Below are 15,440 nucleotides of genomic sequence, written 5' to 3'. Positions count from 1 at the left end.
CGCAGAAGCGGACTTCTGGTGCACCTTGGCCCGCGCCTGCGGTCAGCGCAGCCCGTGGAAGAGGTCGTCGTGCAGCTCGACCGAGGTCCGGGCCGGGCGGGCCTGGACGAACGCCTCGCGCCCCATCGCCGCGGTGAACACCTCGGGCGACAGCCTGAGGAAGAAGATGTTCTCCACCTGGCTCGTGTGCGCGGCCAGCGCCGCGCGCTTGGCCGGCGCGAACCCGGCCACGTCGACCTCCACGGCCACCTCGTCGTCCTCGACGCCCCACTGCGGCTGCTCCTGGCCCTCCTCGGGCTCGGGGAACTCCTCCCCGGCCTCGCGGAGCAGCTCGCCGAACCGGGCGACGTCGCTGCGCCGCACGGTCGAGTAGTACAGCCGGGCGTCCGAGCCCGCCGCGTCGAGGGCGGCCACGGTGATGCGGTGGGCCTGGATGTGGTCCGGGTGCCCGTAGAAGCCGTTCTCGTCGTAGGTCAGGACGACGTCGGGCCGGTGCTGCCGGACCAGCTCGGCCAGCCGGGCGACCGGCTCGTCGAGGGGCGTGGTCCAGAAGGCGCCCTCGGCGTCGTTCTGCGGCCAGCCCATCATCCCGCTGTCGTGGTAGCCCAGCTGGTGGGCGTGGGTGATGCCCAGGATGCGGCAGCTCTCGGCCAGCTCGGCGGCCCGCAGCGCGACCACGTCGGCGGTGGAGTGGCCCTCCTCGCCCGGCTTCACCGTGCCGGCGTCCCCCAGGGCGCCGTCGGTGCAGGTGACCAGCACGGTCGTGACGCCCTCGGCGGCGTACTTCGCCAGCACGCCACCGGTCGAGGTGGCCTCGTCGTCGGGGTGGGCGTGGACGGCCATGAGGGTGAGCGGTCGGGTCACGCCGCACAGTGTGCGCGGAACCTGATCGGCCCCTCACCTGGGACCCGTTTGAGGGTGGTCGCGGGCGGGGCAGCAGCCGCTCGTGACCGACTGCGACAGCCACCCGTGACCAGCGCCAGCACCGTTTCCTCCCCCTCGGTGGACGAGGCCGCGACCCGGCGGGCCACCGCGGGGGCCACGGCGGCGGTGCGCACCCGCCGCATCCGCGAGCGCACCCGCGAGCTGCTGGCCGACGCCGACGCCGCGTTCCGCCCCGGCCAGGAGGCTGCGCTGCAGGCCGTGTGCGCCGGGCGGGACACCCTGGCCGTGCTGCCCAGCGGCGCCGGCAAGTCGCTGGTCTACACGGTGGCCGGTGAGCTGCTCGACGGGCCGGTGGTCGTCGTCTCCCCGCTCATCGCCCTGCAGCGCGACCAGGTGCAGCGGCTCGCCGACCTCGGTCTCACGGCCGCCCTGCTGAACTCCGCCGAGTCGGCCACCGACCAGCAGGCCGCCCTCGACGGCCTCCGGGACGGATCGGTCCGTTTCCTGTTCCTGGCCCCCGAGCAGCTGGCCCGGGCCGAGGTGGTCGCCGCGCTGGCCGCCACCGCGCCGGCGCTGTTCGTGGTCGACGAGGCGCACTGCGTGTCGGCCTGGGGGCACGACTTCCGCCCCGACTACCTGCGGCTGGGGGCCGTCGTCGAGCAGCTGGGCTCCCCCACCGTGCTGGCGCTGACGGCCACCGCGGCACCGCCGGTCCGGGCCGAGATCACCGAGCGGCTGCGGATGGCCGAGCCCGCCGTCGTGGTCGCCGGGTTCGACCGGCCGGAGATCCGCATCGAGGTCGAGCACCACGCCGACGCCGACCGCAAGACCGCCGCCCTGCTCGACCGCACCGTCGCCGAGGCCGCCCGCGGGACCGGCATCGTCTACGGCGCGACCCGCAAGGGCACCGTCGAGCTCGCCGGGGCCCTGGTGGAGCGCGGCCTGCGGGCCCGGGCCTACCACGCCGGCCTGGCGAAGAAGGAGCGCGAGGACGTGCAGCGGGCCTTCATGGCCGACGAGCTCGACGTCGTCGTCGCCACCACCGCCTTCGGCATGGGCATCGACAAGCCCGACGTCCGGTTCGTGCTGCACGCCGAGCCCGCCGACTCCGTCGACAGCTGGTACCAGGAGATCGGCCGCGCCGGGCGGGACGGCGACCCCGCCGTCGCCGTCCTGTTCTTCCGGCAGGAGGACCTCGGCATGCGCAAGTTCTTCGCCGCCGGGGTGCCCGCCGAGGAGGACCTGCAGCAGATCGCCGGGCTCGTGCGGGCCGGGGCCGCCGCCGGCGCCCAGGTGGACGTCGCGGCGCTGCGCGCGGAGACCGGCCGGGGCGCCAGCCCCGTCACCAAGGACCTCAACCTGCTCGACCAGGTGGGCGCCGTCCTCCTGGACGACGACGGGACGGTCACCCCGGCCCCCGACGGCCCCGCGCCCGGCGCGGCGGCGACCGCGGCACGCGAGCTGGCCGAGCACCGGCAACGGGTCGACGAGAGCCGCGTCGAGATGATGCGCGGCCTGGCCGACACCACCGGCTGCCGCCGCCAGTACCTGCTGGGCTACTTCGGCGAGGAGCTGGCCGAGCCCTGCGGCAACTGCGACACCTGCTCGGCCGGCACCGCCTGCGCCACCGTGGCCGGGGACGGCGAGTTCGCCGTGGACACCGCCGTCGAGCACGTCGAGTGGGGCCCGGGGGTGGTCATGCGCGCCGAGGGCGACCGGGTCGTCGTCCTGTTCGACACGGCCGGCTACAAGACGCTGGCCCTGGCCGCCGTCCGGGAGCACGACCTCCTCCGCCCGCGCGCCGCCTGACCCGCCGCGGTCACCCGCGCGGGGTTTCCGCGTCCGACCGCCTCGGGTAGCGGGTCAGGACGTCGAGCCGAGGCGGACGCACGACGCAGGGAGACCCCATGGACCCCATCGACCCCGCCGCCCACCAGACCCGCTGGACGTGGCCGCAGTTGCTCGCCGGTGCGATCGGCGCGGTCTACCTCGTCATCGGGGTGGTCGGCTTCGTGCTGACCGGCTTCGCCGGCTACTGGAGCACCACCGACAGCCTGCTCGGCTTCATGGTCACGCCGTTCCACAACACGGTGCACGTGGTCATCGGGCTGGCCGGCCTGGCGCTGGCCACCACCCTGGCCCGGGCGCGCGTCTACGGCTGGCTGCTGGCCGTCGGCTACGGCGCCACGTTCGTCTACGGCCTGTTCGCGGTCGGCGAGAGCTGGGACCCCCTCGGCATCAACGTCGCCGACAACTGGCTGCACGGCGTCTCCACCCTGCTCGGCCTCCTGGTCGCGCTGGGTCCGGTGGCCCGCGACCGCACGCCGACCCGCGAGGTGCGGGCCGGCAACCGCTCCGAGCCCTGACCTCGCACATCGGCCACGGCGGCGCGCCGACCACCGGCGCGTCACCGTCGCCGTGCCGCCCGCCCGCCACCCGACCGGGCCGGTCGTCTGCCCGGACGTGACCCCGGTTACCGTCGCGGCCATGGACTTCGCGCTGTCGGCCAAGGCCGAGGACGTCACCGGCCGTCTGTGGGACTTCATGCGGGAGCACGTCTTCCCGGCCGAGGCGGTCTACCACGCCTGGCGGCACGAGCGCGGGCACGACGACCACGGCTTCCCGCCGGTCGTCGAGGAGCTGAAGGCCGAGGCGCGCTCCCGCGGGCTGTGGAACCTCTTCCACCACGACCTCGCCGGGCTGTCGAACCTGGAGTACGCCTCGGTCGCCGAGATCACCGGGTGGTCGCCGGTCATCGCCCCCGAGTCGATCAACTGCGGGGCGCCGGACACCGGCAACATGGAGACCCTGATGCTGTTCGGCACGCCCGAGCAGAAGTCGCAGTGGCTCGAGCCGCTGCTGGCCGGGGAGATCCGGTCGGGGTTCGCGATGACCGAGCCCGACGTCGCGTCCTCCGACGCCCGCAACATCTCCACCTCGATCGTCCGCGACGGCGACGACTACGTCATCAACGGCCGCAAGTGGTGGATCACCGGCACGGCCGACGAGCGGTGCCAGATCTTCATCGTGATGGGCAAGACCGACCCCGACGGCCCGGCGCACCGCCAGCAGTCGATGATCCTGGTCCCCCGCGACACCCCCGGTCTGCAGATCGTGCGGCACCTGCCGGTCTTCGGGTACCAGGACCAGCACGGCCACTCCGAGCTGCGGTTCGCCGACGTCCGGGTGCCCGCGGCGAACATGCTGGCCGGCGAGGGCGACGGCTTCATGATCGCCCAGGCGCGGCTGGGCCCGGGCCGCATCCACCACTGCATGCGGGCGATCGGCATGGCCGAGCGGGCGCTGGCGCTCATGGTGGGGCGCGCCCAGCAGCGGGTGGCGTTCGGCCGGCCGCTGGCCGAGCAGGGCACCGTGCGCGAGCAGATCGCGCTCTCGCGCATCGAGATCGACCAGGCCCGGCTGCTGGTGCTCAAGACCGCCGACCTCATCGACAAGTACGGCGCCAAGGGGGCGCGCACCGAGATCGCCGCGATCAAGGTGGCCGCGCCCAAGGTCTGCCTCGACGTCATCGACCGGGCGATCCAGGTGCACGGCGGCGCGGGCGTCAGCGACGACACCCCGCTGGCCGAGTTCTGGGCGCACGCCCGCACGCTCCGCATCGTCGACGGCCCCGACGCCGTGCACGTCCGCTCGGTCGCCAAGGAGGAGCTCGCCCGCGAGCGCCCCTACGCTGGCTGAGGTTTCGCCGAAACGACTGAGTGTCGTTAGGTTCAACGTCATCATGAGGGCGTACGAGCCGGGGGGCAGACCACTGCCTCTAGACGGAGCCGTCACGGCATGAGGCGGGAGTTCACGGCCGCACAGGTGCGATACCTACTCGAAGGTAAAGCAACGGCTTTTGCGGTGGGAACGATCAGGTGGACGTCGATCAACGGGTCATGGCGTGGTGATGTGGAGTGTCACGCGGTCAACATGCCGGGATGCTCGGTCACCTTGCAGATCAACGTCAGGCCGAAGCGACCAGACCAGCCGACGGTGGTGCTCCTGCTGAACGGGCTGTCTTGCAGACGGGTCGACGTGAATGGCGGCCACCGGGGGCGCAGCTGGACACATGTCCAGGGGCGCGATAACTCCGATCTCGAAGACCACCTCTTGGCCGACCCGCCGGAGTGGTTTCCCACCTTGCCGATAGGTCTTCCTGTCGGCTCTGACGCCTACCATGAAGTCCTCATCGCTGCGGCTCGACTCTTCGAGATCGACACCGCTGGCCTGCACTGGGAAGACCCGCCGGAGGAGGCGCCATGAGCATCGACGCCGACATCGACTTGGTTGCAACATTTGCCGATACCGTGCGTGGATCGGCTTCACAGGTCTCGTATGGGTCTGGCCACCTACTGACTCTCCCCTGGTCGCTACACAACGGCGAGAGCATCGCAATTTTGGTCGAACCATTGGCCGACGGCATCTTCCGATTGAGCGACCGCGGGCTCGCGGCGGACACACTGGCAATGGCCGATCTCAATCTCGCATCGGGGAAAGTCGCGGAGCGTTGGGCCCACGTAAAACGGTCCATCGACATTCGCCCGTCAGCTCTCCCCCCGGTTGACGCCTTCGAATTGTCGGGTGACGCCCATGTCTCCGAACTCGGGGAAGCTCTGACAGCGCTAGCCGAGGCGATAATGCGTGCCGACGCGCTGCACGTATTCGCAAAACCAGCCAGGCAACTGACGTTTGACCAGCGTGTCGTCCAAGCCGTGTTGGCTGCTGACGTTCCCGTAACGACACAAGCTCCGCTACCGCACAAGTTCGGCGGGCATAGGAAGGTGACCTGCCGGCTTGAGCCCGAGAATCGTTCGAGAATCTACCTACAAGCCGTTGCGACCGGATCTGACGAGAATAGCGCCTACGACCACGTCAGGTCGCTTTTCGCTGACGCGGAAGTTGATCCGGATCAACTAGTTGCCGTGGTGCGAGAAGGCTGGGGCGAGAAATGGCAGAGGTCCGCATTGGCCGAAGTCAGCACTGTCATCGATGACCGCTCCCTGCCTAGCCGACTGGCGGAACTCGCAGCCTGATCGAGTGGGTTAGGAGAGAGGTATCCGTATTCCAGCGGGCAAGAATACTTAGGTGCCGTGGCAGGTATCGCCTTGCCCGGGGGACCAGCGCCACGGCAGCCGGAGCGGCCCCACGCGGGCTGAGGACTCACATCGTCATGTTGCCGCCGATGGCGCCGGCGGCGATGTGGCCCTGCAGGGTGGCCTGGTCCAGGCCCACCGCGGCCAGCGCCTCGGCGTCCCGGTCGGTGTCGACCGTGACGGGCAGGTCGGTTGCGGCCAGGGCGTCGGCGGTGTCGTTGTCGCCCTGCCCGTGCAGCATCTGCACCAGGTCCTGCTTCGCCAGCTCCATGCCGTGCCTCCCGTGGTCGCGGGAGCGCACCGCCCCCGTCGGCGCAGGTGGTGCCCGTCACACTCGCGGGTAAACGCTGCTTACGGGGTCTGCGCGCGCTTGACCAGGAAGCCGCCCACGCCGCCCAGCACCAGGGCCACGACGATCTGGGCCACCGCGACGGCGGTCTGGTCGCGGGAGAACCAGGTGGGGCTGGAGACCAGCAGCACCGCCGCGATGCCGAGCAGCAGGAGCCCGACCAGGCGCTCGCGGCGGGCGTTGCGGGTGCGGGGCTCGGCCATGCGTGCAGCCTAGGAGCCCCGCACCCGAGCCGTCAGCGGACGCCGAGGAGGTGGTCCATCGCCAGCTGGTCCAGGCGCTCGAAGGCGCAGCCACGCGCGGCCAGGGCGGCGACGTCGAAGGACTCGGCGCGGACGTCGGCCAGGGTCTCACCCGCGGCCAGCGTCGGCTGCGAGAGCTCGGCGACCCGGGCGGTGGCCAGGGCCTCCTGCACCTCGTGGTCGGCCCGGAACGCCGCGGCCTTCTCCTTGAGCACCAGGTAGTTGGCCATGCACGCCCGCGCGGACTCCCAGACGCCGTCGACGTCCTCGGTGCGCGGAGGCTTGTAGTCGAAGTGCAGGTAGCCGTCGTAGCCCATGGTCTCGAGGGTGTCGACGGTCCAGAACGCCCCGCGCAGGTTGCCGGCACCGAAGCGCAGGTCCTGGTCGTACCGCGGCCCGTGCTGGCCGTTGAGGTCGACGTGGAACAGCTTGCCGTGCCACAGCGCCTGCGCGATGCCGGCGGCGAAGTTCAGCCCGGCCATCTCCTCGTGCCCGACCTCGGGGTTCAGCCCGACCATCTCCGGGTGCTCGAGCTCGGAGATGAGCGCGAGGGCGTGCCCGATGGTGGGCAGCAGGATGTCCCCGCGGGGCTCGTTGGGCTTGGGCTCGATGGCGAACCGCAGGTCGTAGCCCTGCTCCCGCACGTAGGCGCAGAGGGTGTCCATGCCCTCCTTGTAGCGCTCCAGCGCCGCGCCGATGTCCTTGGCGGCCCCGGACTCCGCGCCCTCGCGCCCACCCCAGAACACGTAGGTGGTCGCACCCAGCTCGGCGGCCAGGTCGATGTTGCGGGCGGCCTTGGCCAGGGCGTACCGGCGGACGTCGCGGTCGTTGGCGGTGAACGCGCCGTCCTTGAACACCGCGGCGCCGAACAGGTTGGTGGTGGCCATCTCCACGCCCATGCCGGTCTCGGTCAGCGCGCCCCGGAACCGCTCGAGGACGGCGTCGCGGGTGCTGTCGTCGGGCACCAGGTCGTCGTCGTGGAACGTGACGGCGGCGGCGCCCAGCTCGGCCAGGCGGTGCACGGCCTCGACCGGGTCCATGGGCTCGCGGACCGGGCCGCCGAAGACGTCGACGCCCTGCCAGCCGACGGTCCAGAGGCCGAAGGAGAAGCGGTCGGCGGGGGTGGGGGTGCGGGTCATGCGGACGCCTCCGGGGGGACGGTCGTGGGGTTGTCGAACACCGGCTGCAGCGCGACGTGCGCGCCACCCCGGACGGCTGCGGTGAAACCGAGGGTGGACAGCGCCACCCGGTCGGCGGCGCCCTCGACCCGCGCGGCGAGGGCGGCGCGCAGCGGGTCGAGCAGGAACTCGCCCAGGTGCGCGAAGTACCCGCCGAGCACGACGACGGCGGGGTCGAACAGGGCGACCAGGACGGCGGCACCCACGCCCAGGCCGGTGCCGATGCCGGCCAGGGCCTCCAGCGTGCGGGCGTCGCCGGCGCGGGCCCGCCCGGCCAGCTCGGTCAACCGTTCCTCGAGGTCCAGGCCGGGGTCGCGCAGCGGGTCGCCGGGGTTGGCGGCGGCGCGCAGCAGCGCGGCCAGGCCGACGACGGTCTCCCAGCACCCGGTGCGCCCGCAGCCGCAGACCGCGTCGCCAGGGGTCAGCGCCAGGTGGCCGACCTCCCCGCCGACGCCGGTGCTGCCGCGCAGCAGCTGGCCGCCGGTCACCACGCCCCCGCCGACGCCGACCTCACCGGTCAGGTAGACCAGGTCGGCGACGTGCGCGTGCGGGCCGGCCGAGACCTCGGCCAGCGCCGAGAGGTCGGCGTCGTTGGCCACCGTGACCGGCAGTCCCTGGTCGGCGAACCCGGCCGCGACGTCCGTCCCGACCCAGCGCGGCAGGTTGGGTGCGGTGCGGACGACGGTGCCCTGCACCTGACCCGGCACCGCGACGGTCAGCCCCACCGCGGTGGCGTCCTGGTTCGCCCGGACCTCCGAGACCGTGGCCGAGGCGCGGGCGAGCACCTCGGCGGGGGCCAGGACCGCGACGTCGAGCGCCAGCCGGGACTCCCACCGCACGGCCCCGCGCGGATCCAGGGCGAGCACGGCCAGGTAGTCGACGTTGATCTCGACCCCGATGCCGCAGACGCCGCCGGCCAGCTCGACCAGGGTGCCCGGCCGGCCCACCGACCCCGGGCGCACCTGGGCACCCTCGGCGACCAGACCGCGCTCGACCAGCTCGGCGACCAGGCTGGAGACGGTGGCCTTGGTCAGCCCGGTGTCGTCGGCGAGCCGGGCCCGGCTGCGGGGGCCGCCGTCGCGCAGGCAGGCGAGCACGGCGGCGAGGTTCGCGCTGCGCACCTGCCCCTGCGTCTGCACGCGACCACTCCCATTCGTTCGGTCCCTGCACTATTGTCTGGATCACGCTCCCTCGTCAACAGGAGGACCCGTGCCGCTCGTCGCCGGTGTGGACAGCTCGACCCAGTCCTGCAAGGTCGTCGTCCGCGACGCCGAGACCGGGCACCTGGTCCGCGAGGGTCGGGCGGTGCACCCCGGCGGCACCGAGGTGCACCCGCACGCCTGGGGCACCGCGCTGGACGAGGCGCTGGCCGCCGCCGGCGGGCTCGACGACGTCGCCGCGCTGTCGGTCGGCGGCCAGCAGCACGGCACGGTCTGCCTCGACGACGCCGGGGAGGTCGTGCGCCCGGCGCTGCTGTGGAACGACACCCGCTCCGCCGCGGCCGCCGCCGACCTGGTGGCCGAGCTCGGCGGCGGCCAGGCGTGGGCCGACGCGGTGGGCGTCGTCCCGGTCGCGTCGTTCACGGGGTCGAAGCTGCGCTGGCTGGCCGACCACGAACCCGACCACGCCGACTGCACCGCGGCCGTCTGCCTGCCGCACGACTGGTTGACCTGGCGACTGTCCGGCGCACGCGGCCTGGACTCCCTGGTGACGGACCGGTCCGACGCCAGCGGCACGGCCTACTGGTCGGCGGCCACCGGCGAGTACCGCCTCGACCTGCTCGAGATGGCGCTGCGCGGGCGCACCCCTCGGGTGCCGCGCGTCGCGGGCCCGGCGGAGCCGGTGGGCCGCGCGGGCGACGTCGTCCTCGGGCCCGGGGCCGGCGACAACGCGGCGGCCGCACTCGGGCTGGGCGCCCGCCCGGGAGACGTGGTCGTCTCCCTCGGGACGTCGGGCGTGGTCACCGCGGTGTCCGACGTCCCCGCGGCCGACCCGACCGGCACCGTCGCCGGGTTCGCCGACGCGACCGGCCGGTACCTGCCGCTGGTCTGCACGCTCAACGCCGCCCGGGTGCTCGACGCCGCCGCGGCGATGCTGCGGGTGTCCCTCGACGGGCTCGCCGGCCTCGCCCTGTCCGTGCCGGCCGGCGCGGAGGGCCTGGTACTGGTCCCCTACCTGGAGGGGGAGCGGACGCCGGACCTCCCCCGCGCCACCGGTTCGGTGCACGGCCTGACCCTGCGGACCTCGACCGCCGCGCACTGGGCCCGGGCCGCCGTCGAGGGCATGCTCTGCGGGCTCGCCGACGGCATCGACGCGCTGGTCGCCCAGGGCGCCACCGTCGAGCGGGTGCTGCTGGTCGGCGGGGCCGCGCGGTCGCGGGCGGTGCAGGAGATCGCCCCGGCGGTGTTCGGCCGGCCGGTCGTCGTCCCCGAGCCCGGCGAGGCGGTCGCCGACGGGGCCGCCCGGCAGGCGGCCTGGGTCGTGGGCGGCACGCTGCCCGAGTGGGCGGCCACCGGCAGCCGCACCGTGGAGGCCGACCCCACCCCCGCCGTCCGCGAGCGCTACGCCGAGGTCCGGGGCCGCACCGACGGGCAGTGAGGACTCAGCCGAGCTCGTCGCGCCAGCTGTGCACCGGGCGCCAGCCGAGCAGGCGCTCGGCCTTGGCGGTGCTCATGAGCGAGGTGTGCTCGGCCAACGGGATCCGCACCGGGACGCCGGGGAACTCGAGCTCCGCCAGCTCCGCGGTGCTGCGACCCATGACGGTGTCGGCGTTCGCGACGACGAAGACCTCGGCCCCGTCGACCGGGTGCCTCAACCCGGCGGCGACGGCCCGGGCGGCATCGCGGGCGTCGATGTAGCTCCACCCGTTCCAGCGCCGCAGCGCGGGGTCGGCGTCGAAGCCCGGGAAGGCCGCGTAGTCCTCCACCGCCATCACGTTCGACAGCCGCAGCCCGATGAACGACGAACCCGGCACCCACCCGGCGAACTGCCGGGCCATCTCCTCCTCCAGCGTCTTGGACAGCGAGTACGACGTCGTCGGGGTGGGCCCCGTGTCCTCGTCGAGGGGGAACGACGGCGGCGGCACGGCCAGCGGCAGCCCGAGCACCGTCTCGCTGGAGGCCCACACGACGTCGGTGATGCCGACCCGCCGCGCCGCGGCGAACACGTTGTAGGTGGTCGTGATGTTCGAGGCGAACAGTGTGGCGTCGGGCAGCTGGCCCGGCGCCGGTACCGCGGCCAGGTGCACGAGGGCGTCCGGCCGCTCCCAGCGGTCGTCGATGCCCGACAGCACCTCGAGCGCCTGGCCGGGGTCGGTCAGGTCGGCCCGGGTCCACGGCACGTCGTCCCGGTGCGGTGCCTGCCGGTCCACGACGGCGACGCGGTACCCCTCGGCCAGGAGGTGGTCCACCACCGCCCGGCCGAGCTTGCCGCTGCCGCCGGTGACGAGCACGGTGGCCGGCGGGTGGACGCCGTCGTGCCGGGCGGACCCGGCAGCGGCGTCGGCCACCGGGCCCTCGACCCGGGCGGCGACCTCCGACCGTGCGGCTGCAGCTGCCCGCTTGCGGCTGAGCTGCTGCGCCGCCTCGTCGGGCACCCAGCCCAGCGAGGCGATCGCGGCCTCCACCCGGGCCCGGGTGCTCTCGCGCACCGGGCCCGAGGCGTTCACGACCCGGGAGACGGTCTGGTAGGAGACGCCGGCCCGCCGGGCCACGTCGAAGATGACCGGCGGGTCGTCGTGCGGCACGGCGCTCACGGCGCGACCGCGGGGGCGGGGGCGCCGGGGACGGGCAGGAACACCCGCATCGTCGACGGACCCCGCTCGGCCCAGTCGGCATACGGGTGCAGCAGCACCGCGACGCGCTCGCCATCGGCGTCGCCCGGCCCAGGTTCGCCGTAGGGCCACGCCGGGTCGCCCTGCTGCCGCAGCCAGCCGTGCACCAGGACACCCCCCTCGACGTCCTCGGGCGCGCGGCCCGGGTCGAGCACCAGGTCGTCGACGTGCCGCTCGCCCGGGAGGTCCACCGACTCGACGCACAGCACCTGCGGCCCGCGCTCGACGGCCAGGGTGCCGCGCACGGCGTCAACTCGTGGGTCGGCGGCGGTGAACCGTGGGCCCACCGGCAGGTCCAGCACCAGCACGTCACCCGGGGCCCAGACCCGGGTCTCGGGGACACGGCCGGGGTCGACCGCCCAGGTGTGGCCGGCGACGGTGAGGGTGGCGCCGACGGCCCACGACGGCACGCGCAGGTCGATGGTCAGCGGGCCCTCGGGGGCGACGTCCACGGAGACCACGACGCGGCCGTCGCGGGGGTACTCCGTGTGCACCGAGAGGGCCACCCGGCGGTTCCCGGGCAGCGTCGTCGTGATCGTCGCGGGTGCGTACTGGTGGATCTGCACACCGTCGTCGTCGACAGTGGCCAGCAGCGTGTGCAGACCGGCGAAGGTGCGGGCCACGTTGGTCGGGCAGCACGACACCGCGAACCACGGGGCGCGCAACGACGAGGCGGCCCGGGGCACCGCCTGGTCGGTGTCGGGCACGGTGCCGAGCACCCGCTGGTGCAGGGTGTTCGTGTAGAAGAACGCCGTGCCCGACGCCGAGGGCCCGGCGTCGACGACGTTGTAGAGCGTGCGCTCGACGAGGTCGGCGTAGCGGGCGTCGCCCTCGGCCAGCAGCAGCCGCCAGGCCAGCTGCACCGAGCCGATCCCGGCGCAGGTCTCGGAGTAGGCCCGGTCGGGCGGCAGCACGAAGTCCTCGCCGAACGCCTCGTCCTGGTGCCGTGACCCCATGCCGCCGGTCAGGTAGGTGCGCCGGGCGACGGCGGCCTCCCACTGCCGGACGACGGCCGCCAGCAGCTCGTCGTCCCCCGTCTCGACGGCGAGGTCGACCGCGCCGGAGGACAGGTAGGTCGCCCGGACGGCGTGCCCGCGCAGCACGTCGGCCTCCCGGACCGGGACGTCGTCCTGGAAGTACGAGCGGCCGAACTCGATCTCGTCCAGCACCTGGTGACCGCGCCGCTCCACGAAGAGCGCGGCCTGGTCGAGGTAGCGCCGCTCGCCGGTCACCCGGTACAGCTCCACCAGGGCCGGCTCGATCTCCGGGTGCCCGCAGACCGATTCGATCCCGCCGGGGCCGAACACCTCGCAGACCAGGTCGGCGGCCCGGGTGCAGACCGTGAGCAGCAGGTCCGGGCCCGAGGTGCGGGCGCGGGCCACGCCGGCCTGGAACAGGTGGCCCAGGCAGTAGAGCTCGTGCCCCCACTCGAGGTCGGTCCAGCGGTCGGGGGTACCGGGTCGGCCGAACGCAGTGCTCAGGTAGCCGTCGGGCTGCTGGGCGGCGGCGACGCGGTCGACGACCGCCCGCAGCCGGCGGTCGACGTCGGCGTCCCCGCTGCGGCCGTGCTCCCAGGCCAGCGCCTCCAGCAGCTTGTAGACCTCGCTGTCGGAGAACTCCCGGCCCGACCGGTCGGCGCCCGAGCGGCCGGCGGCGGTGGCGTCGAAGTTGCCGAGCCAGCCCTCGCGCTCGAGCCAGTGCTCGACGTGCGCCAGCGTGGCCGAGGCGTTGGTGGCCTGCCGGCGGGCCCAGGGTCCGCCGGTGATGACCACTTCGGCGGCACCGAGGGGGCGCAGCCGTGAGCGGGTGGGGACCACCGGCGCCGCGGGCGCGGGCACCGCGGCGCCGGTGGAGGACGGGGTGGAGCGGTCGGTCGTGGTGGTCACGGTCATCCCTTGAGTGCGCCGGACATGAAGCCGCGCACGTAGTGGCGCTGCAGGAGGAGGAAGATCAGGACGCAGGGCAGCGCGAGGACGACGACGCCGGCCTCCGTGGCGCCGAAGTCGACGATGCCCATGGTCTGGCCGCGCAGGTTGGCGATGGCCAAGGGCAGCGGCACCTTGGTGGAGTCGCTGATGAGGATCAGCGGGGTGATGAAGTCGTTCCAGGCGGCCAGGAACGCGAACAGGCCGACGGTGATCAAGCCGGCCCGGACGGCGGGCAGGAGCACCTGCAGCAGCACCCGCAGCGAACCCGCCCCGTCGACCTGGGCGGCCTCCTCGAGCTCACGGGGCACCGCCTCGAACGAGATGCGCATCATGAACGTCGCGAACGGCAGCTGGAACATGGTCAGCACGAGCGCGAGGCCCACCAGCGAGTTCTGCAGCCCCAGGTCGTTGAGCAGCACGTACAGCGGGATCAGCAGGGTCGCGTACGGCACCATCAGGATGGCCAGCGTGCCCAGGAACAGCAGGTTCTTCCCCGGGAAGTCGAAGCGCGCGAAGGCGTAGCCGCCCAGCAGCGACACGGTCACGGTGAGCAGCACGGTCAGCAGCGACACGAAGGCCGAGTTGGCCAGGTACTGCCAGATCCCGGCCTGGTAGTCGACCAGCGTGCGGTAGTTGCCCAGCCCGACGCCGTCGACCTGGTTCGTGCCGCCCTGCGGCGACACCGACGCCACGGCGGCCCAGACCATCGGGAACAGGAAGAGCAGGGCCAGGGCGCCGGTGAACGTGCGCTGGCCCATCGCGGCCAGCGAGGCCGGACGGCGACGCCGCCGTCGTGCGAGGTCGCGGGTCGAGGGCGTGGACGCCGGGTCGGCGCCGGCGGCGAGGGGGGCAGCGGTGGAGGTGGTCAAGGCGGTCAGTCCCGGTCGCCGCGGAGGCCGAGGAACTGCAGTGCGTTGAGCACCAGCAGCCCGCCCAGCACGATGATGGACAGGGCCGCGGCGCGACCCAGGTCGTTCTGGCCCTGGAAGGCCATGGTGTAGACCAGCTGCACGATCGTGACCGTGCTGTTGTCCGGCCCGCCCTTGGTGAGCACGTAGAACTGGTCGAAGGCCAGCAGCGACCCGGTGACGCACAGGATGGTCGACAGGGCGAGCGATGGCTTGAGCAGCGGCAGGGTGATCGACCGGAAGGTCTGCCACCGGTTGGCGCCGTCCATCCGGGCCGCCTCGAAGACGTCGCCGGGGATGGCCTGCAGGCCGACGAGCAGCAGCAACATGTAGAAGCCGGCGAACCGCCAGACGACCAGCGCCACGGTCGACCAGAGCGCTGCCCCGGGTGTGCCCAGGAAGGACACCGGGGTGTCGATGATCCCGGCCCACTCCAGGAACGCGCTGATGGGGCTCGACTGGGGCGAGTACAGGGCGTAGAAGAGCAGCGACGCCGAGGCCAGCCCCAGTGCGCTGGGCACCAGGAACGACGTGCGCACGAAGGCTGTCCAGCGGCCGGACTCCTGCACGACGAGCGCCAGGCCGAGGGCCAGCCCGAGCAGGATGACCGTGGTGATCGCGGTGTAGGTCAGCGTGAAGCGGATGGCCGGCCAGAAGAGGCGGTCGTCGACGGCCTCGCCGAAGTTGGTGGGGAAGTTCACCCCCCGGTCACCGACGAACAGGCTCCAGTCCGAGGCCGACATCCGCAGGACCAGGACGACCGGCACGACGAAGAAGACCAGCAGGAACAGGGCGGTCGGGCTGGCGTACAGCGCACCCAGCCGGCGGCGCTCCCGCACCCGCCGACTCCGGCGGGCCGCGGGGACGCGGGGTCGGGGCCGGTCGGTGGCCGGGGGTGCGTCCGGGGTCGTGACGGTCGCCACGGGGGTCCTCCTCGTCGAGGTCGACTGGACTGGTGCGGCGGCGCCCGGGCGGGGGGGGGGCCGGGGGGCGACCCCGCCCTTGGCCTTCTCCTTGTACTT

General features: G+C 73.4%; 15 protein-coding genes. 6 read left to right on the top strand and 9 right to left on the bottom strand.

All coding sequences use genetic code 11. The features are described 5' to 3' along the window. Nucleotides 1–42: 42 nt before the first annotated feature. Complete coding sequence (locus TEK04_RS19880) at nucleotides 43–864, bottom strand: PIG-L family deacetylase (RefSeq protein ID WP_336406104.1); 822 nt, start codon at nucleotides 862–864, stop codon at nucleotides 43–45. A gap of 138 nt (nucleotides 865–1,002) precedes the next feature. On the opposite strand from TEK04_RS19880, the gene TEK04_RS19875 reads away from it, so the two are divergent. The 5 genes from TEK04_RS19875 (at nucleotide 1,003) to TEK04_RS19855 (ending at nucleotide 5,921) form a co-directional block, all read left to right on the top strand. Further along, a complete protein-coding gene (locus TEK04_RS19875; RefSeq protein WP_336406103.1) occupies nucleotides 1,003–2,694 on the top strand; it encodes a RecQ family ATP-dependent DNA helicase in 1,692 nt (563 codons plus the stop codon). 98 nt (nucleotides 2,695–2,792) lie between these two features. Further along, nucleotides 2,793–3,251, top strand: a complete 459-nt coding sequence (locus TEK04_RS19870; protein ID WP_336406102.1) for a DUF4383 domain-containing protein — start codon at nucleotides 2,793–2,795, stop codon at nucleotides 3,249–3,251. Nucleotides 3,252–3,372: 121 nt separating this feature from the next. Continuing rightward, on the top strand, nucleotides 3,373–4,584 hold the full coding sequence (locus TEK04_RS19865) for an acyl-CoA dehydrogenase family protein (RefSeq protein ID WP_336406101.1): 1,212 nt from the start codon (nucleotides 3,373–3,375) through the stop codon (nucleotides 4,582–4,584). Nucleotides 4,585–4,683: 99 nt separating this feature from the next. Beyond that, nucleotides 4,684–5,151 carry a hypothetical protein gene (locus TEK04_RS19860; RefSeq protein WP_336406100.1) on the top strand — a complete coding sequence of 156 codons (468 nt, stop codon included), beginning with the start codon at nucleotides 4,684–4,686 and terminating at the stop codon, nucleotides 5,149–5,151. After that, on the top strand, nucleotides 5,148–5,921 hold the full coding sequence (locus TEK04_RS19855; RefSeq protein WP_336406099.1) for a hypothetical protein: 774 nt from the start codon (nucleotides 5,148–5,150) through the stop codon (nucleotides 5,919–5,921). Before TEK04_RS19860 ends, TEK04_RS19855 begins: the two co-directional genes overlap by 4 nt. Nucleotides 5,922–6,048: 127 nt before the next feature. Here TEK04_RS19855 and TEK04_RS19850 read toward each other — a convergent pair whose 3' ends face one another. From TEK04_RS19850 to TEK04_RS19835, 4 genes are all read right to left on the bottom strand, one after another. Further along, nucleotides 6,049–6,252, bottom strand: a complete 204-nt coding sequence (locus TEK04_RS19850; protein WP_336406098.1) for a hypothetical protein — start codon at nucleotides 6,250–6,252, stop codon at nucleotides 6,049–6,051. 80 nt (nucleotides 6,253–6,332) lie between these two features. Beyond that, nucleotides 6,333–6,533 (bottom strand): hypothetical protein, encoded by a 201-nt coding sequence (locus tag TEK04_RS19845; RefSeq protein ID WP_336406097.1) that lies wholly within the window; start codon nucleotides 6,531–6,533, stop codon nucleotides 6,333–6,335. Nucleotides 6,534–6,565: 32 nt separating this feature from the next. Then, nucleotides 6,566–7,711: a xylose isomerase gene (gene xylA, locus TEK04_RS19840; RefSeq protein WP_336406096.1), complete on the bottom strand. Its 1,146-nt coding sequence runs from the start codon at nucleotides 7,709–7,711 to the stop codon at nucleotides 6,566–6,568. Continuing rightward, entirely contained in the window at nucleotides 7,708–8,889 is a 1,182-nt protein-coding gene (locus tag TEK04_RS19835) for an ROK family transcriptional regulator (RefSeq protein WP_336406095.1), read from the bottom strand. The genes xylA and TEK04_RS19835 overlap by 4 nt, the downstream gene beginning before the upstream one ends. A gap of 70 nt (nucleotides 8,890–8,959) precedes the next feature. On the opposite strand from TEK04_RS19835, the gene xylB reads away from it, so the two are divergent. After that, on the top strand, nucleotides 8,960–10,348 hold the full coding sequence (gene xylB, locus TEK04_RS19830) for a xylulokinase (protein WP_336406094.1): 1,389 nt from the start codon (nucleotides 8,960–8,962) through the stop codon (nucleotides 10,346–10,348). 4 nt (nucleotides 10,349–10,352) lie between these two features. Here the strand turns inward: xylB and TEK04_RS19825 are convergent, their stop codons facing one another. The 4 genes from TEK04_RS19825 to TEK04_RS19810 form a co-directional block, all read right to left on the bottom strand. Continuing rightward, nucleotides 10,353–11,504 carry an NAD-dependent epimerase/dehydratase family protein gene (locus TEK04_RS19825; RefSeq protein WP_336406093.1) on the bottom strand — a complete coding sequence of 384 codons (1,152 nt, stop codon included), beginning with the start codon at nucleotides 11,502–11,504 and terminating at the stop codon, nucleotides 10,353–10,355. Beyond that, nucleotides 11,501–13,468: a glycoside hydrolase family 127 protein gene (locus tag TEK04_RS19820; RefSeq protein WP_336406092.1), complete on the bottom strand. Its 1,968-nt coding sequence runs from the start codon at nucleotides 13,466–13,468 to the stop codon at nucleotides 11,501–11,503. Before TEK04_RS19820 ends, TEK04_RS19825 begins: the two co-directional genes overlap by 4 nt. A gap of 2 nt (nucleotides 13,469–13,470) precedes the next feature. Then, complete coding sequence (locus TEK04_RS19815; RefSeq protein WP_336406091.1) at nucleotides 13,471–14,379, bottom strand: carbohydrate ABC transporter permease; 909 nt, start codon at nucleotides 14,377–14,379, stop codon at nucleotides 13,471–13,473. Between the two features lie 5 nt (nucleotides 14,380–14,384). Next, nucleotides 14,385–15,440: carbohydrate ABC transporter permease (locus TEK04_RS19810; RefSeq protein ID WP_336406090.1), on the bottom strand; the 1,056-nt coding region annotated here is incomplete at its 5' end.

It is taken from the genome of Klenkia sesuvii (genome assembly GCF_037083825.1).
Lineage (GTDB): Bacteria > Actinomycetota > Actinomycetes > Mycobacteriales > Geodermatophilaceae > Klenkia > Klenkia sesuvii.
This window is presented reverse-complemented; position numbering and strand designations above follow the sequence as displayed.